Consider the following 17,886-nt stretch of genomic DNA (forward strand, 5'->3'; position numbering starts at 1 on the left):
TTGGCGGGCAGGGGCGCGCCCTGTGTATCGCGCCAGCGCCATGATGAGAGAGAAACAACGGCTATGGACTGCGCCACTTCCCTTCCCTTTACGCTTTCCCCCAGCACCTCACCGGTTTCGCCGCAGCGGCGGGCGGAAATTCTGGCCAATCCCGGTTTCGGGCGTGTCTTTACCGACAACATGGTCGTTATCCGTTATGTGGAAGGCAGGGGGTGGCATGATGCCCGCGTACAGCCCTATGCACCGATTTCGCTGAACCCGGCGGCGGCCGTGCTGCACTATGCGCAGGAAATTTTCGAGGGGATGAAGGCCTACCGCACGGCCGAAGGCGGCATTACCCTGTTCCGCCCCTATGCCAATGCAGCGCGCTTCCGCAAGTCGGCCGAACGCCTGGCAATGGCGGATCTGCCTGACGAAGTGTTTGTCGAGGCGGTGCGCCAGCTGGTGCGCGTGGATCACGCATGGGTGCCCGGCAATCCCGATGAAAGCCTGTATATCCGTCCCTATATGATCGCGAGCGAGACATTCCTTGGTGTGAAACCCGCGTCGGAATACATGTTCATGGTCATCGCCTCGCCCGTGGGCGCCTATTTCGGTGCGGAAGCGGTCAGCGTGTGGGTGTCCGATTTCTGTCGCGCCGCCCCCGGCGGCACGGGGGAAGCCAAGTGCGGCGGCAACTACGCAGCAAGCCTTCTGGCGCAGCAGGAAGCCAAGGGCCATGGCTGTGCGCAGGTCCTGTTCCTTGATGCGGTGGAGCGTCGCTGGATTGAGGAAATGGGCGGCATGAACGTGTTTTTCGTGTTCGATGACGGTTCCGTCGGCACCCCGCCGCTGACCGGCACGATCCTGCGTGGCATCACGCGCGATTCGCTGCTGACGCTGGCGCGTGAAATGGGTCTGGCCGTGCGTGAGGAACCCTATGCCATCGACCAGCTTTATGCCGATGCCGCGTCCGGTCGCCTGAAGGAAGTGTTCGCCTGTGGCACGGCGGCGGTGGTGTCCCCCATCGGGCGTTTCCGCAGCCACAAGGGCGAAGTGGTGATCGGCGATGGCAAGGGCATTGGCCCCGTGACCGAAAAGCTGCGTAATGCCCTGATTGGCATCCAGCGCGGCACGGCGCCCGATACCCATGGCTGGGTGGAAAAGATTATCTGATTTTCCGGTCATGGCCGGGGTGTCCTGCACGCCCGGCCATGACTGATGGTTATCATATACAGGGGCCGGCTCATGCGGTTGCGGCATGTTCCGCCCCGTCTGTATCCAGATGGACAAGCTTCAAAAAAGAACGCTGCCTTGTAAAAAAAGGCGGCACCCGAAAACTTTTGGTATTTTTTAGGAAAAGAAACAGGTCTGATGACTGGGAAAGTGCTGGATGTAACAGGGCAGTGGGATGGGCAGTTCAGTTATCCCCACACGCTGACACCGGAGTTTTTCTCTGCATCGCTGTTCGAGGCCGGTAGCCATGTGGGTGGCACGGTGACGGAACGTGCCACGTCGGGTGCGAATGCCGGGCAATGTTTCATTGCCATGGTGCGGGGAGAGCGGACCAGTACGCAGGTACGTTTTACGAAAATGTATGAGGACGGCGTGCGCCAGCATGCCGTGCTGTACAGGGGTACGCTGAACGCGGATGGCAGCGAGATCGAGGGGGAGTGGCATATCGCCGGTTCCTGGTCGGGCCCGTTCCTCATGATCCGTCGTGCGGCAGGCAGTGTCGTGGCGGAAATCAGGGTGGCCGAAACGCCTGCATCCGATGCGGATTGCGTTACCATTTCCCGGTAATGGCTTGTTTAAAAAATAACCTGTTTACAAGAAGATAAAAGTTTCCGGGCGCCGCCTTTTTTAAAAAAGATTCACCAAAGACTTCTTTATTTTTGTGGTGACAGGCCCAGCCCCATGCGTGTTGGCATGGGGCTGGGCGCGTCTTATTCCGCCGGTGTGACCGCTTCATCAACCGGTACATAGATCCGGTTGCCGTTATTGCGGAATTCCTCCTTTTTCTGTTCCAGTCCCGCCTGTCGCCGTGCATTGGCCTTCAGGTCATGGCTTATGCGCATGGAGCAGAATTTGGGGCCGCACATGGAACAGAAATGCGCGTTCTTGTGCGCTTCGCGCGGCAGTGTCTCGTCATGGTAGGAACATGCCGTATCCGGGTCGAGCGACAGCTTGAACTGGTCGTTCCAGCGGAAGTCAAAGCGCGCGCGGCTGATCGCGTCGTCACGGATGCGTGCCGCCGGGTGCCCCTTCGCCAGATCGGCGGCGTGGGCGGCGATGCGGTAGGTCACCACACCCACCTTCACGTCATTGCGGTCGGGCAGGCCCAGGTGTTCCTTCGGTGTGACGTAACACAGCATGGCCGTGCCGAACCATCCGATCATGGCTGCACCGATGCCGGATGTGATGTGGTCATAACCCGGCGCGATATCGGTCGTCAGCGGACCAAGCGTGTAGAACGGGGCTTCGCCACATTCACGTAGCTGCTTTTCCACATTGACCTTGATCTTGTGCATGGGCACGTGGCCCGGTCCCTCGATCATGACCTGGCAGCCTTTTGCCCACGCGATTTTCGTCAGTTCGCCCAGCGTTTCCAGTTCGGCGAACTGGGCGGCGTCATTCGCATCGGCAATGGAGCCGGGGCGCAGGCCGTCACCCAGCGAGAACGAGACATCATAGCGGCGCATGATGTCGCAGATTTCCTCGAAATGCTCATACAGGAAGCTCTCGCGGTGATGGTGCAGGCACCACCCGGCCATGATCGACCCGCCGCGCGAGACAATGCCGGTAACCCGGTTGACCGTAAGCGGCACATGCTGCAGCCGCACACCCGCATGGATGGTGAAGTAGTCCACACCCTGTTCCGCCTGTTCGATCAGCGTGTCGCGAAAGATGTCCCATGTCAGGTCTTCCGGCACGCCGCCGACCTTTTCCAGTGCCTGGTACAGCGGCACCGTGCCGATGGGCACCGGGGCGTTGCGCAGGATCCAGTCGCGGATGTTGTGGATGTTGCGCCCCGTGGACAGGTCCATGACCGTATCGGCCCCCCAGCGGATGGACCAGACCATCTTTTCCACTTCTTCCGCGACCGATGACGTCACGGCCGAATTGCCGATATTGGCGTTGACCTTCACCAGAAAGTTGCGCCCGATCACCATCGGCTCCAGCTCGGGGTGATTGATATTGGCGGGCAGGATGGCGCGACCCGCCGCGATTTCGGATCGCACGAATTCCGGGGTGACGAAGGCGGGAATGTCGGCCCCGAAATCCTCGCCATCCGCGCGGCGTTCTTCAGCGCCTTCGTCCATGGTGGCGCGGCCAAGGTTTTCGCGGTGGGCGGCGTAGATCATTTCCTCGGTAATGATCCCCGCGCGTGCAAATTCGTACTGCGTGACCATCTGTCCCGGCCTGCCTTCATGCACCGTATGGGGCGCAGGGCAGGCGGGGACCAGGTTTTCGCCTTTGGCAAAGCCATTGTCTTCGGGCCGGACGGCGCGCGGCGTAATAGTGGGCAGGTTGCGGGCCCCAATCCATGGTGCGCGGACGGGTTTCAGCCCCGCGCGTACATCGATACGCGCATGCGGGTCGGTATAGGGGCCGGAAGTGTCATAGACCCGCACCGGCGGTTCGTTGGCACTGGGTTCAAGGGCGATTTCGCGGAAGGGCACGCGGATATGCGGGTGCCCATCGGGCGTGGACCAGACCTTGGTGGACCCCATGATGGGGCCGGTTGTGACATGGTCGGGAGATGAAGGCGAAGCAACGGTGGTCATGGCAATGCTCCTCGTTTTCTCTCCGACAGGGGGTGTGGGGGAGAAAACCGGAACGCCACATGGATCATGTGCGCAGTGTCGTCAGGTCTGACGCATCGTGCCGATTGTCTGCACCAGTCCCTCCGCCGGTATGAGCCGGATCAGGTTCCCCGGAACGCACGATGCGCCCGGAAGGGTCCCCGCGCGCATGGTCGGACCATGCCAGCGGTATCTCAGCCCCTTGCCGGGACTCCCCTTGGTCATTTCAGGATCATGAAACACCCGGCATTTGTCAACATCGTCAGACGGGGTACGGACGGGCGGGATGAAAAAGAATTCGTGTGCCGATTTGCCAGCCGCGCGGTTGTGTTAGACTGCTGGGGAATATCCATCTTTTGCGGGGAAGCAGGACAGTATGGCAGGTAGCGTGATTTCCGACCGGATCGCACAGGGTAGCGGACGGGTGGCGGCGGACACCGTGATCCGCAATGTCCGCCTGTTCGATCTGGTGACGGGCGAACTGCTGCCGACCGACATCGCCATATGTGGTGACACCATTGTCGGCACGCTGGATCATTACGAGGGCGAAAACGTGATCGAGGGGCATGGCCGCATTGCCGTGCCGGGTTTTATCGATACGCACCTGCATGTCGAATCCTCGCTCATCACCCCGTTTGAATTCGACCGCTGCGTCCTGCCCCATGGCGTGACCACCGCCATATGCGACCCGCATGAAATGGCCAACGTGCTGGGCCGACCGGCGCTGGATTACTTTACCGAAGCGGCCATGCGCACGGTCATGGACCTGCGGGTCAACCTGTCCAGCTGCGTGCCGTCCACCGCGCTTGAAACATCGGGTGCGACGCTGGGGGCGGCTGACCTGCTGGCCTATCGGGACCACCCCAAGGTCATTGGCCTGGCCGAGTTCATGAACATTCCCGGCGTGCTGAATGGCGACCCGGTGTGCATGGAAAAGCTGGCGGCCTTTGCCGGCGGTCATATTGATGGCCATGCACCGTTGTTGCGCGGGCGTAAGCTCAATGGGTATCTGTCGGCGGGCATCACCACCGATCATGAGGCCACGACGGCGGAAGAAGCGCTGGAAAAGGTGCGCAAGGGCATGATGGTGCTGATCCGCGAGGGATCGGTATGCAAGGACCTGCGCGCGCTGGTGCCGCTGCTCAACCCCGTGACATCGCCGTTTTTCGCCTTCTGCACCGATGACCGCAACCCGCTGGAAATCGCGCATGAGGGGCATCTGGATTACCTGATCCGCCTTGCCATCTCGCTGGGGGTGGAACCGCTGGCGGCCTATCGCAGCGCCTCGCTCAGTGCGGCCAACGCGTTTGGCCTGCGCGACCGGGGCATGATCGCGCCGGGGCGGCGGGCGGATATCGTACTGCTTGATGACCTGCGTGAATGCCGGGTGTCAGATGTTATCAGCGCGGGGCGTCTGGTGAATGACGCGCTGTTTGCCGCACGTGACATCATTCCCCCCGTCGGCACCGACAGTATCAGCCTGCCCGCGCCCGTCAGTACGCAGGACATGCAGGTCGCGGGAAGTGGTGCGCAGCGCCCGGTGATCGGCCTGCTGCCCGGCCAGATCATCACCCCCTTCCTGCATGCCGATCTGCCGGTAGTGGATGGTATCGTCCAGCCCGACCCGGCACAGGATATCGCACGCATCTGCGTGGTGGCGCGGCATGGGCACAATGACAATATCGGGCGCGGGTTTGTTAAGGGGTTTGGCCTGTCGGGCGGCGCGCTGGCGTCCTCGGTCGGGCATGACAGCCACAATATCTGCGTGGTGGGCATGAATGACGCGGATATGGCGGTTGCGGTCAACCATCTGGAAAAGACCGGCGGCGGCTTTGTCGTGGTGCGTGACGGGACAGTGGTGGCGGATATGCCGCTGCCGGTGGCGGGCCTTATGAGTGACGCCCCGTTCGAGACCGTGCGCGATCAGCTGGAGGTACTGCGCGCCGCCGCCCGTGCGCTGGGCTGCCAGCTTGACGAGCCGTTCCTGCAGCTGGCCTTTCTGCCGCTGCCGGTTATCCCGCACCTGAAGATCACGGATTTCGGCATGGTGGATGTCAACCGGATGGAACTGGTCTGATACGGTCCACGATACAGGAGCAGCCCATGACAGGGGCCAGTGATATCGCAGCCCCCGCGCGCGAAGCCGTGGCCACCCTGCGTGCCTACCGTGCGGACTGGGTGCATTTCACCAACTGGTGCGCCGTCCACGCGGTTTCCCCCATTCCTGCAACGGCGAAGGTCGTGGCGACCTATCTGCGCAGCCTGACGGAATTCGCGCCTTCAACCATCCGGCGCAGGCTGGCCGCGATTGGCAAGATGCACCGTTTCAACAACATGGCGTGGGACGTAACCGAGCCCGGTATCCGCGCGGCCGTAGCCGACATGACTGAACGCGCCAGCCGCCCGGCCGCTCCCCCTGCGGTGGTGACGCCGGACATGCTGCGCGCCATGGTCGAACACTGCGCGGATGGCTCCCCGCGGGGGCTGCGTGACCGCTGCCTGCTGCTGTTCGGTTTCGCGGGCGCGCTGCGCCGTTCGGAACTGGTGGGGCTGCAGGTGGAAGACGTGCGCGCTGAACGCACGCAGGTCGTGCTGACCATTCGGGAGGAGGGCGCGGCACAGTCGGTCAGCCTGCCCCTGCCATCCGATGGCGCGATGTGCCCCGCCGCAGCGTTTGCCGCATGGCAGCAGGTGGCGCACCGGCAGACCGGGCCGCTGTTCCGTGCCATCTCAAAAGGGGAACGCGTGGGCGGACGGGCGCTGACTCCGTACGCCGTGACCCGTATCCTGCAGCGCCGCGCGTTGATGGCGGAAGTGCCGCCGGATATTGCCGCGACGTTAAGCGCCCATGCCCTGCGCTCGGGCTACATTGTCGCGGCATTGCGGCAGGGGATGGAAACCGAAGCCCTGTGCCAGCATACCCGTTACCGTGACCCGCGCGCCCTGCGGCCGTATGAGCGCCTGCTGGCCCATGACTGAAAACCTGCGCCTGCCATGGGCTGATCTGCCGCCCCCTGCAACCGCACGGGAAGACGAGGCCGCCGGGACCACGCGGCGCGCGCCGGGACGGCGGGGACGGCGTCCGCTTTCCGCCTGGCCGCAGCCTGCCGAACCATCGCCATGGCAGTGGTGGCACCTGCTGGTATACGGGCCGGATACGGACATGGACGCATTTGTTGCGGACGCGGCAGGCCCCGGCCTGATCCCATGGCCGTTTGATGCCGAACGGGTGGAGGAAGACATGTTCGCGCTGGCGATCGGCGCCAACTCGCCCGCGCGTGGCCGGGCCGGACTGTCCATTGACGGCTGCCGGATCCTTGCGCGCCAGTTCCGTACGGCGGCGGAAGCCCGTCACGCCCGGTTGGGACTGCGGGCGGACACGGCATGTCCGCTGGATTTCCATCAGCTTGTCCCAGTGCCGGAACGGATTCTCCAGCTTGGCGCCACCCACCCTGATGCGCGGGCATGGCTGCGTGACAACTGGGGCCTGACCGAAGCGCCACGTCAGGTACGCCACCTGCCAGGACGCAAGGCGGGGCGTCGGCTGCCACGTGGCTACCGGGCCATGGTGTACGGCTTCTTTACCCGGATGGGCACGCCCGGGCCCGTGGTCCGCCAGATGGAGGAACATTATCCCACCCTGACATTCCGCCTGTCGGAACGGTCGCTGGCATGACGGGGCAGACCGAGCTTTTCAGCGCTCCGCTGCCTGATGGCGAAGCTGTCATCGTGCTCGACATCTATCAGGGCGGCCTGTCGCATCTGCTGCAGCTGGCGCATGCGCGTGAAATCGATCTGGCGCGGCTGGATATCGTCACCCTGATCGATCAGCTGGCCGAAGCGGCGCGGACGCACACGTCGCTGCCGCTGGGGATCAAGGCGCAATGGGCAGTCATGGCGTCGGGGCTGCTGCTGTTGCGGTCGCGCCTCATGCTGCCAGCCGATGACCCACGCCAGCAGCAGGCGACACAGGAAGCGGCCGACCTGCGCACGCGCCTGCTGGCGGCGGAAGATTCAGCCCGCCTTGCCGACTGGCTTGCGGCGCGCGAACAGCTTGGCCGCGACGTTCATGCTTTTGGCGGCGCGGTTACCCCCGATGGGGACGAATCGGCGCAGTGGGAAGTGGACCGGATCGAATTCCTGTGGGGGTGCCTTGCGGTATTTGACGGGAACTGGGGCGTCATGCCGGTGGAGACTCCGTTCTATGCCCCGGTGCAGCTTGATCTGTTTTCCGTCGAGGACGCGCGCATGCGCGTACGCACCTGCCTGGCGCGGGCCCATGACGGGCCGGTGCCACTGGACCGGATGCTGCCCGATTCCGTGCGCGTGGGGCCGGCAGCCAGCCTGTCATCGGGGCAGCGCCGTTCGGCATGGAGCAGTACGTTCGCCGCCTGTCTGGAAATGGTGAAGCAGGGGGAGGCGCTGGCCTATCAGGCCGAACCGGACACGCTGCCCCGTTTCAGCGGCGTGCAGGCGGAAACGGGGTAGAATGGGGTAGGACTCATTTCACCCGAAAATACAGTGAAATGAATTTATCGTTGCATCTTATATTTGATAACTGTCAGTTTGTATCGAAGTCGCAACAGTTTGTTGGAAAACAGGCGGTCCCGGCCGGGATGACAGATTTTTTTTCCTCATTTTTTAACAGTTTGCTTGACTGGGATTTTTTTTTGACCAAGCTGGCAGACGAGAGTTTTTTACTGGCCTGCCGGGCACTGACAGGGGCTGTTTCATAGGGCGTTTTTCGCCATGGGCCATGATTTGTCGGGCAGGACGTTCATACCAAGATTATTTCATATAAGATCAGGGTTGATTTCGAGATGTTAATAATGTTTATGGATAAAACGTGATGAATGAGTGGCTTGGCCTGTCGGGGCAGGGTGCATGCAATGTCCGTGCATTGGCATATGCACTGCCGGAGGCGGCGACGGTCGTGCCTTCCCGTTCCGCCGGGGAGGGGGGCTGTCGTGCTTCAGGGTTGAGCCGGGGAGAACAAGGCGGATCGCATCAGTCGTTTCGTAGAAATCTGGTCATACTCCCGTAGTAAAATTGGTGAAATCAGAACATCCAGAACAAATTCTGTAATAATTCCTTCCTAAAACTATGCCGTTCTGAGTGAGGTATGGGTATGACGTATGCGGAACAGAGTGATAATAGACTACAAAAGGTAATTGTTTTCGCGCTTGTCCTGGTGTTTGAAGGGCTGCTGGTGCTGGCGCTCCTGTTCGGGCTCAGTTCCCCGCCGGATGCACCCAAGGAACCGCCGCGGCCGCCGGTGCAGGTCCACATGATCAAGGAACCGCCACCGCCGCCACCGCCGCCGCCGCCACCGCCACCGCCGCCGGAAATTACGCAGCCGCCGCCGCCGTACATTCCGCCGCCGAAGATCCAGGTTCCGACGCCGCCGCCGCCGATGAAGGTGACCCACACGAAGCCGCCGAAGGCGATGCCGCCTGCAAAGGCGACCCCGCCGGCTGATGCGCCCGTGTCCAACGCGCCGCCAGTGCCCGATCACATGGCCGGTACGTCGCCGCTGAACCATGTCGTTCCGGAATATCCGGAAGAAATGTCGGAAGAAGGCCGTGAAGGCGTTGTGTCCGTGGCATGTGACGTGGAACCGACCGGCGTGACCAGCAACTGCCAGGTGGTCAATGTAAAGGGCGGTCAGGCATTCGCTGATGCCGCACTGAAGGCGGTCCGCCGTTCGCGTTATGCGCCGGCTGTCAAAAATGGTGTGCCCGTCAAGGAGTTCCACCATCTCTATACGATCACGTTCAGTCTGAATGACTGAGCCTGAATGTTAGGTCAGGCACGGCGGGGGCCGGCAGCACCCCGCCGCCTCGGAAAAAACATCCTGCTCCAGAGGATTTTGGTTAAATGATCAGACTGCATCGTAAACACACTCTTGTTGCCTCGGCTGCTTTCGCTGCCATGCTGTGCGCGGCTTCCCCGCTCGCCGCGCTGGCCCAGGATGCCGCCCCGGCCGCTAGCGATGCGGCCACGGCACCGGCGGTTTCCGCCCCTGCGACCGATGGCACCGGCGCTGCCGCCACCCCGGCCCCCGGCGCTGATGCCCCGGCCGCGCAGGCACCCGCCCCGACCGACGCCGCCCCGACCGATGCTGCCCCTGCTGACGCAGCACCGGCGCCCGCGCCTGCCGCTGAAGCCCCGCCGGCTGATGCCCCCAAGGCACCCGAAGGCAACCCGTACGGTCTGGGCGCGCTGTGGGCCAATGGTGATTTCATTGCCCGTGGCGTCCTGCTGATCATGGTCTTCATGTCGCTTGGCACATGGTACATCATGATTACCAAGTTCTTTGAGCAGGCGCGTGTCATGAATGCCGCCAAGCAGGTCATGAGCGACTTCTGGACCAAGGGTTCCATCAAGGACGGTGCTGCCGCCCTGCCCGCGAACTCCCCGTTCCGCTACATCGCCGATACCGGCGTCAAGGCTGCCGAACATCACGAGGGCACGATGCAGGAATCCATTGACCTGCATTCCTGGACCACCATGTCCATCCAGCGTTCGGTTGACGTGATCCAGACCAAGCTGCAGGGCGGCCTGGCCTTCCTCGGCACCGTGGGTTCGACCTCGCCGTTCGTGGGTCTGTTCGGGACCGTCTGGGGTATCTATCACGCGCTGACGGCCATCGGCATTGCAGGTCAGGCATCGATCGACAAGGTTGCCGGCCCGGTTGGTGAATCGCTGATCATGACCGCCATCGGTCTGGGCACCGCCGTGCCTGCGGTTCTGGGCTACAACCTGCTGGTCCGCCGCAACAAGGGTGCGATGGACAAGATCCGCAACTTCGCCGCTGACGTGCAGTCGATCCTGATGGGTGGTTATCGCCATGGTGCGGAAATCACCGTTCATCCGGACAACTCCCCGACCACGACGACTATCGATAACCGGGTGGCCTGATCATGGGTATGCAAGTTGGAGGTGGCAGCGATGAAGACGAGGTGGTGTCCGCCATCAACACCACACCGCTTGTCGATGTCATGCTGGTGCTGCTGATCATCTTCCTGATCACCATCCCCGTCGCGACACATACCATCAAGGTTAGCCTCCCCATGGATGCTAACCAGCCCACCCGGACGATGATGAACAACATCGTCATCGCGGTGACCCCGCAGGGGCAGGCATACTGGAACGAAACGCCGCTTAACAGTTATGCCGACCTGGAATCGCATCTGGAGCACGTGGCGGCGGAAAACCCGCAGCCACAGATCCAGATCCGTGGTGACCAGGCGGCGAAATACGAAGGTGTGGGCAAAGTGATTGCAGCCTGTCAGCAGGCCGGTATCGTCCACATCGACTTTATTACCGAGCAGCCGCACGGCTGATATCCATTCCCGGCCGGGGCCTGTGTGCTCCGGCCAATTTCGGGAGAGTAGACCATGGGCATGAATATCGGCTCAGACAGCACGACCGAGGACGAAGGTATTGTCGATATCAATACCACGCCCCTGATTGACGTCATGCTGGTGCTGTTGATCATGCTGATCATCACCATTCCGCTTCAGACGCATTCAGTCTCGATCGATCTGCCGCAGGGCAATCCGCCGCCGTCTTCTCCGCAGCCTGATCCCGTGGTGGACACGGTAGCGATCGATTTTGACAACACCATCACATGGAATGGCGAACCCGTTGCCGATGATGCGGACCTGCAGGCCCGTTTCAAGGATGCGGCGGCCCAGCCGGTCCAGCCGGAAATGCACATTCATCCCGACCGCCTGGCCAGCTACAAGGTCGTGGCGAAGGTACTGGCGGATGCGCAGCGCCTGGGTGTGAGCAAGCTGGGTATCATGGGCAGCGATCAGTTCATGGATGCGCAGTAAGCCAGCCAGTTCCTGATTACTGTATAACGGTCAGCACAACGGCCCTTCCTTCGGGAGGGGCCGTTTTTTTGTGCCCGGTTCCAGCCGTAAGGAATGCTGCTTTTTAAGGCATTCCGGTGATTTGCCCTGTGGTATAAAAGGCACACATGCCACATTGTTCAGGCTGTTTCAGCCGTCGATATCTGGTCCGGAAAATCAGAAAAAATGCGAAAATCGTTGTATTTGTGCGGGATACGGGTTGATACCTGCCGGGGGCAACAGGCTGTGGTCAGATAGATAAACAGCGCGTTGCATTTTTTAAACTTTGCCTGTGCATGTGTATTTCATAAGTCAACAGACAGGCGGAATGTTCAGTTTCCGTAATTACTTCAGCATGACCGGACGGGACGGGGCTGTGGACAGGAAGGCAGACGGGGATGGCTGCCACTGGAAACCGTATGGCTGTCCGTGAGCGTGGGCACCACATATATTTGCGGGGGAATACATGAAGACGGGCCGGGATTTCTATAGCGCAGTAAAACGTCAGGTACGGGTCGCGGGGGGACGCGCCGGACTGGCCGGTCTGCGGATGCCGGGACTGAAGACACGGCTGCGTGCCATGTCCTGCCTGGTGGGGACCGTCTGTATCGCCACGGGGGCAGATGCGTGGGCACAGACAGCCACGCCCACCACACCGGCACAGCACCGCCATGTCACGCCAGGGCATGTTGCGGCGGCACAGCCGAAGACTGCCACCCCGGCACAGCCCGCGGGTATCGTGGACCAGCAGGGGCCGGAAACGATCCGCGTTGCCTCGTCCCGTCAGGCGCGTGATGGCGGCGGCGGCATGATGCGGCTGGAAACGGCGCCACATGCGGTCCAGACCATTGGCAAGCAGTTCATTGAAATGCGTAATCCGACCAGCACCGCACTGGATCTGGTCAAGAACCTGCCCAGCATGAACGTGACCACACCCGATCCGTCAGGTATGGAAGGTGGCCAGATCCAGACCCGCGGCCTGACCGATCTGGATATGGGACTTATGCTGGATGGTGCACCCGCAGCGGCGGCGAAGTATCTCAACGAGGATATCGATTCCGAAAATCTGGAAAGCGTGGAAGTCACGCCCGGCAGTTCCGCCACGGACCTGCCCGCCATGTCCGCTGCAGGCGGTGTGATGAACGAGCGTTCCCACACGGCATCGCACAAATTCGGTGGCATGACCGACTTCTCCTACGGGACGAACAACATGTCGCGTGAGTTCATCCGCCTTGAATCGGGCGATATCGGCAAGACCGGTATCCGTAGCTACTTCTCGTTTTCCAACACGCATTCACGTTCGTGGATGGGTTCGGGCATCAACCAGCGCAAGCATATCGATTTCGGGCTGCAGAAGGACTGGGACAACGGATCCAATGCCAGGCTGTTCGTGTCATGGAACTCCGAGGACTTCACGATCGACGCCTATCCCGACAGCACGGCGTTCTACAACTACAAGCACACGGGCACCGGTTACGGCCGTAATTCCGACCCGACCAGCGACAACTACTGGAAAAACAACAACGACCACTGGAACCAGATTTTCCTGACGGCGCCGATCCATGTCGTGCTGCCTGCGAAATTCGCCTTCGACCTGCAGCCCTATTTCAGCTTCGGGCAGGGGTGGGATGCCTCACCGGGGAACAATACCCTGTACGGCCAGAACTGGAGCGCGTCCGAAAACCGGAACTACACCAGCTATTTCCTGGAAAACGAAGCCCGACAGGTCGGCGCGGTCGCCAAGGTGAGTTACGACATCGACCGGCACAACCATCTTTCGTTTGGGTACTGGTATGAAAACAACCAGACCATCCAGAACTATCCCACTGGGTACACCATGGCGAACGGGGCGGCACCCAGCCCCAACTGGCAGCAATATCAGGGTACGGCCGCCAATGGGTACGGCATTACCGGTGTTAATGCCGGTTATGAACTGCATTCGCTGTTCATTCAGGATACCGCGAAGTACTTTAACGACAAGCTGCAGATCCATGCGGGCTTCAAGTTCGTCATGTCTGATGCATGGAACAAGGGCTGGGCAGCCAATTCCGATGCGCGCAAGTGGGTTTATGGCCAGAATGGGCAGCAAACGGGCCATAACGGCGCCAATACGACTGAACCCCTGCCGCAGCTTTCCATCAGCTACACCTTCAACGATCATCACCAGATCTATGTGAATGCCGAGGGCGATTACCGTCAGCCGAGTGCTACGGATCTGGGCTGGCTGTCACCCACGACGGGTTCACCCATGCTGAAAAACCAGTATTCCATCAAGGAAGAACTGGGTTATCGCTATCACGACAAATACGTGATGCTTGACCTGTCACTGTTCAACTACAATGTGACGAACCGTATTCTCAGCACCTATCTGGGCGCCAACCAGTACATGCCGATCGAGGGTGGCAACCAGACCATGCGTGGCTTTGACGTCATGATCGCCAGCCGCCCGTTCCACGGGTTCAGTCCCTACGCTTCGTTTGAATACCTGCACGCAACGCAGGATTCCAATGTAGTGGACTCCAACCCGTTTGATGCCAGCTATGGCAAGACGATCGCGGCAAAAGGCCAGCAGGCCATCATGGCGCCGCATGTGATGGCAAACTTTGGCCTGACCTATAAGTACAGGGGTTTCTTTGCCAATGCTGCCGTGCACTACACGGGTCCGCAGTCTGTCGCGCTGGACAACAGCGAGCGCATGCCCGGCTACGTGACCGATACCCTGTCGCTGGGATATCACTTCAAGCCGTTCATGTATGCCAAGTCGCCTTCCTTCAAGCTGAACTTTAGCAACCTGACCGGTTCCATCGTGCGGACAGGGGCCATGGGGGCCATCTATCATGCCGGCAGCCAGAGCGGCAGTTATCCGGTGTTTTATGGTGCATCCAGCCCCACGGGTCGTGCAGCAGACGGCAACTCCTTCATGGTCGAGCCACGCTTCACCATGACCGGCACGATTTCCACTTCCTTCTGATCATCATCACACACGGCAAACCCCGTCTTTTGCAAAAAAGGCGGGGTTCTTTGTGTCAATGCTGTCCCGTCGTAGCGAAAACGCGGGGGCAGTCAGCTTGGGAAACGGATTGTGAAAACAGGCCCGATACACCCCGTTGATGAAATGCTGCCCGCGGGCATGCTGTTTGCCTTTGGCCTGCAGCATGCGCTGGTCATGTACGCCGGTACGGTCGCCGTGCCGCTGGTCTTTGCCGCGGCCATGCACCTGTCACCGGCACAGACTGTCCTGCTGATCAATTGCGGGCTGATGACATCGGGTATCGCCACGATCATCCAGAGCATCGGTATAGGCGAATTCGGTTCCCGCCTGCCCATCGTGCAGGGGTCATCCTTCGCCATGCTGGCGTCCATGCTTCTGATCGGCCAGATATACGGGGTGCGCTCGGTCTTTGGCGCAGTCATTGGCGCGGGGCTGGCGATGGTGGTGCTGGCGCCGGTCATGGCGCGGCTCATGCGGTTTTTTCCGCCTGTGGTGATCGGCTGCCTGATTACGATCATCGGCCTGACGCTGGTGCCGGTGGCGGGGCGGTGGATTGGCGGCGGCACACCTGGCGCGCCCGATTTTGGCAGCATAGCAAACCTTGGGCTGGCGTTTGTCACCATCCTCATCACCGTGGGGGTGCAGGCGTGGGGCAGGGGGTTCGTGGCCAATATCAGCGTGCTGGTCGGGCTGATCGCGGGCAGTATCCTCGCGGCCCTGTGCGGCATGGGGCATTATGGCATGGTGGCGGATGCCCCGTGGTTTGCCGTCAGCATGCCCTTTGCATTCGGGCTGCCGGAATTCCAGGTCATGCCGGTGGTCATCATGCTGCTGAGCATGGTCATCATCGTAGCCGAAACGACCGGCAACTGTCTGGCCATTGGTCGCGTGGTTGATATGCCGGTGACCGACGCCACTATTGCGGGCGCGCTGCGGGCGGATGGCCTGTCCACCATGCTGGGCGGGATGTTCAACAGCTTTCCCTACAACGCCTTTACGCAGAATACCGGGCTGATCGCCATAACCGATATCCGAAGCCGCTTTGTCGTGGCTGCCGCTGGTGTGGTCATGATCGGACTGGGGCTGTTTCCCAAACTGGGCGCGCTGATCGCGGCCCTGCCGCCGCCGGTGCTGGGGGGATGTGGTCTGGTCATGTTCGGCATGACCACCATTGGTGGCATACGTGAACTGCTGCATGTGCGTTTTCAGGGGACACGCAATGGCCTGATTGCCGCCGTGTCCATTGGTCTGGGCGTATTGCCCATGGCATGCCCGGACCTGTTTATCCATCTGAACGGGCTGGCGCGGCTGCTGCTGGGCAATGGCGTGCTGTTGTGTATCCTGTCGGGCGTACTACTCAACCTGCTGGTGGGACGCAGAAGCAGTACGCCTGATGTGGAGGATGCCGCGGTTCAGGGGGCAAAAGACACACCGACCCTGTCGCAGACTGTCAGGACTGGTTAAGGGCAGCCTTTCAGGGACGGAAAGGATTGTGCAGATCAGCGTTATTGTCGTCCCGGTCGTTTTCAGGCATGTGCCAGCCCTGTGTTTGCACGATGTTGCCTTTCAGCCGGGTAAAAAGAACCACATAAACCGGAACAGTGTTCAGCCGGTTCATGTTTTCACGGAATCCGGTGTGCCTGTACACGGCCTTGGTAAAATACAGGCCGCATATATGGTTGCGGGGGCAGATAGGGTCTGTCGCCTGTGAGCAGCAGACGTCGTTTCTCCGCCAGGGTGCAGGCATTTGGCCATCAAGATAACAGGACAGATGCCGCCATTTAGCCTGCGCAGGTTGGCGCGTAATGGCTTTCAGGCTGTGCTGCTGCGGGGTCGGAAGACAAGGCGGCTGGCGCTGCACAGCATGCCGATAAAGGCGACAGCCGACCCGAATCCCAGGCAACTGCGTTCCGCGTCATGCGCGATCAGGCCAAAGACCATGGCCACGCACATGGCCCCGGTGGCCTGCCCGCACTGGCGCGCGATCTGCACCATGCCCGACGCGCCGCCCGAACGTCCTGGTGGCGCGGTAATCATCATGATGCGGTTGTTGGGGGGCTGGAAAACACCAAACCCCATACCCGCAATCGTGATGCGCCACGCAATGTCGTACCATTCCGGGTGGGGTGGCAGGAAATAGAGCGTCAGAAACCCCATTGAGGTCATGAACAGCCCGACTGATGACAGGATGGCAGCCGGTACCCGGTCTGTCAGTCGGCTTATGACGGGGGCAACGGCCATGATGCCGACCGGCCACGGTGTCATGAGCAGCCCTACGATGGATGGCGGGTAATGGAACATCGACTGCAGCGTGAACGGAAAGGAAATCATGAACAGGTTGGAGGAGACAAAGGCCACGAATCCGACCAGTGTACCCATGCGGAAGGCGGGAATACGCAGCATGTCCACCGGGAACATGGGGTGTGCCCGCCCGCGCTGGCGGCGTACCAGCAGCCAGCCCGCGACAATCCCGGTCAGCAATAGTGCGATGACCTGCGGCATGCCTGCATGGTGCGCCACCGAATCCCCCGCCATGATCAGCGCGCCGAAGGCCAGTACGTTCAGCAGGGCGCTGATTCCGTCAAACGTTCCCGCGCTGAGGGGCGTGCGCGGCAGGGAAACCAGCGCCAGCACAAGGGCTGTCAGCCCCAGCGGAATGTTGATCAGGAACAGCCATGGCCATGTGGCGACCGTCAGGATGATGGAGGCTACCGTCGGCCCGCCGCCTACGCCCAGCGCCACCATCACGCCATTCAGCGCAATGCCGCGACCAAGGATGGCATGGGGATAGATGAAGCGGATCAGCGCGATGCTGACACTCATGATGCATGCGCCACCCACGCCCTGTACCGCGCGCGCCAGTGACAGCATGAGCAGCGAATGCGACAGCGCGCAGAACAGTGATGCCACCGTCAGCAGGGCCAGGCCGATCTGGCACAGCCGCGCAAAGCCGATGCGTGAACCCAGCGCCGCCATGGGCAGCAGCGAGACCACGCTGGCCAGCTGGTAGGAATTGACGATCCACACTGCTGATGCGGGCGAGACATGGATATCCTGCGCAATGGTGGGCAGGGCGACATTGGCGATGGCGTAATCCAGCAACGCCAGCAGAACCGACAGCGCCACGGCGGTTACCGCGCGGACGCGGGCCGCGCCATGCAGGCCTTCGCCTTCGGTCAGGACAGGGGTCGATCGGGGGGGCATGGCAGCGGCTTTTCAGGCGGGAGTATCTGTTATGATAATGTAACGG

General features: G+C 61.2%; 16 protein-coding genes. 12 read left to right on the forward strand and 4 right to left on the reverse strand.

Going from position 1 to position 17,886, the window contains the following annotated elements; all coding sequences use genetic code 11:
- The first annotated feature begins 63 nt into the window (after nucleotides 1–63).
- Nucleotides 64–1,155: a branched-chain amino acid aminotransferase gene (locus MSKU9_RS12530; RefSeq protein ID WP_141261747.1), complete on the forward strand. Its 1,092-nt coding sequence runs from the start codon at nucleotides 64–66 to the stop codon at nucleotides 1,153–1,155.
- 198 nt (nucleotides 1,156–1,353) lie between these two features.
- Nucleotides 1,354–1,782 carry a hypothetical protein gene (locus MSKU9_RS12535; protein ID WP_141261748.1) on the forward strand — a complete coding sequence of 143 codons (429 nt, stop codon included), beginning with the start codon at nucleotides 1,354–1,356 and terminating at the stop codon, nucleotides 1,780–1,782.
- Between the two features lie 143 nt (nucleotides 1,783–1,925).
- Here the strand turns inward: MSKU9_RS12535 and thiC are convergent, their stop codons facing one another.
- Together thiC and MSKU9_RS19025 are read right to left on the reverse strand one after the other, a co-directional pair.
- Complete coding sequence (gene thiC / locus MSKU9_RS12540; protein WP_141261749.1) at nucleotides 1,926–3,767, reverse strand: phosphomethylpyrimidine synthase ThiC; 1,842 nt, start codon at nucleotides 3,765–3,767, stop codon at nucleotides 1,926–1,928.
- Nucleotides 3,768–3,848: 81 nt separating this feature from the next.
- Nucleotides 3,849–4,010 carry a hypothetical protein gene (locus tag MSKU9_RS19025; RefSeq protein WP_456303585.1) on the reverse strand — a complete coding sequence of 54 codons (162 nt, stop codon included), beginning with the start codon at nucleotides 4,008–4,010 and terminating at the stop codon, nucleotides 3,849–3,851.
- A 151-nt stretch (nucleotides 4,011–4,161) separates the two neighbouring features.
- Here MSKU9_RS19025 and ade point away from each other — a divergent pair, with 151 nt between their 5' ends.
- The 10 genes from ade to MSKU9_RS12590 all read left to right on the forward strand — a co-directional run bounded on the left by ade (nucleotide 4,162) and on the right by MSKU9_RS12590 (nucleotide 16,100).
- Nucleotides 4,162–5,862 carry an adenine deaminase gene (gene ade, locus MSKU9_RS12545; protein ID WP_141261750.1) on the forward strand — a complete coding sequence of 567 codons (1,701 nt, stop codon included), beginning with the start codon at nucleotides 4,162–4,164 and terminating at the stop codon, nucleotides 5,860–5,862.
- Nucleotides 5,863–5,888: 26 nt separating this feature from the next.
- The gene (locus tag MSKU9_RS12550) at nucleotides 5,889–6,764 is read left to right on the forward strand and encodes a tyrosine-type recombinase/integrase (RefSeq protein WP_141261751.1); all 876 of its coding nucleotides are present in this window, start codon (nucleotides 5,889–5,891) and stop codon (nucleotides 6,762–6,764) included.
- A complete protein-coding gene (locus tag MSKU9_RS12555; protein ID WP_141261752.1) occupies nucleotides 6,757–7,461 on the forward strand; it encodes a hypothetical protein in 705 nt (234 codons plus the stop codon). Before MSKU9_RS12550 ends, MSKU9_RS12555 begins: the two co-directional genes overlap by 8 nt.
- Complete coding sequence (locus tag MSKU9_RS12560; protein ID WP_141261753.1) at nucleotides 7,458–8,273, forward strand: segregation and condensation protein A; 816 nt, start codon at nucleotides 7,458–7,460, stop codon at nucleotides 8,271–8,273. Before MSKU9_RS12555 ends, MSKU9_RS12560 begins: the two co-directional genes overlap by 4 nt.
- Before the next feature lie 634 nt (nucleotides 8,274–8,907).
- Nucleotides 8,908–9,576 (forward strand): energy transducer TonB, encoded by a 669-nt coding sequence (locus MSKU9_RS12565; RefSeq protein WP_141261754.1) that lies wholly within the window; start codon nucleotides 8,908–8,910, stop codon nucleotides 9,574–9,576.
- Between the two features lie 86 nt (nucleotides 9,577–9,662).
- Nucleotides 9,663–10,706 (forward strand): MotA/TolQ/ExbB proton channel family protein, encoded by a 1,044-nt coding sequence (locus tag MSKU9_RS12570; RefSeq protein ID WP_141261755.1) that lies wholly within the window; start codon nucleotides 9,663–9,665, stop codon nucleotides 10,704–10,706.
- A gap of 2 nt (nucleotides 10,707–10,708) precedes the next feature.
- Nucleotides 10,709–11,131, forward strand: coding sequence for an ExbD/TolR family protein (locus MSKU9_RS12575; protein ID WP_141261756.1), 423 nt, complete (start codon nucleotides 10,709–10,711; stop codon nucleotides 11,129–11,131).
- Between the two features lie 54 nt (nucleotides 11,132–11,185).
- Nucleotides 11,186–11,626 (forward strand): ExbD/TolR family protein, encoded by a 441-nt coding sequence (locus MSKU9_RS12580; RefSeq protein ID WP_141261757.1) that lies wholly within the window; start codon nucleotides 11,186–11,188, stop codon nucleotides 11,624–11,626.
- A 484-nt stretch (nucleotides 11,627–12,110) separates the two neighbouring features.
- Entirely contained in the window at nucleotides 12,111–14,615 is a 2,505-nt protein-coding gene (locus tag MSKU9_RS12585; RefSeq protein WP_141261758.1) for a TonB-dependent receptor, read from the forward strand.
- Between the two features lie 111 nt (nucleotides 14,616–14,726).
- On the forward strand, nucleotides 14,727–16,100 hold the full coding sequence (locus MSKU9_RS12590) for a uracil-xanthine permease family protein (RefSeq protein WP_227002491.1): 1,374 nt from the start codon (nucleotides 14,727–14,729) through the stop codon (nucleotides 16,098–16,100).
- A 10-nt stretch (nucleotides 16,101–16,110) separates the two neighbouring features.
- Here MSKU9_RS12590 and MSKU9_RS17920 read toward each other — a convergent pair whose 3' ends face one another.
- Nucleotides 16,111–16,254 (reverse strand): hypothetical protein, encoded by a 144-nt coding sequence (locus MSKU9_RS17920; protein WP_154670677.1) that lies wholly within the window; start codon nucleotides 16,252–16,254, stop codon nucleotides 16,111–16,113.
- Between the two features lie 194 nt (nucleotides 16,255–16,448).
- Nucleotides 16,449–17,840: an MFS transporter gene (locus MSKU9_RS12595; RefSeq protein WP_141261759.1), complete on the reverse strand. Its 1,392-nt coding sequence runs from the start codon at nucleotides 17,838–17,840 to the stop codon at nucleotides 16,449–16,451.
- Nucleotides 17,841–17,886 lie beyond the last annotated feature (46 nt).

It is taken from the genome of Komagataeibacter diospyri (assembly GCF_006538165.1).
Taxonomy (GTDB): Bacteria; Pseudomonadota; Alphaproteobacteria; order Acetobacterales; family Acetobacteraceae; genus Komagataeibacter; species Komagataeibacter diospyri.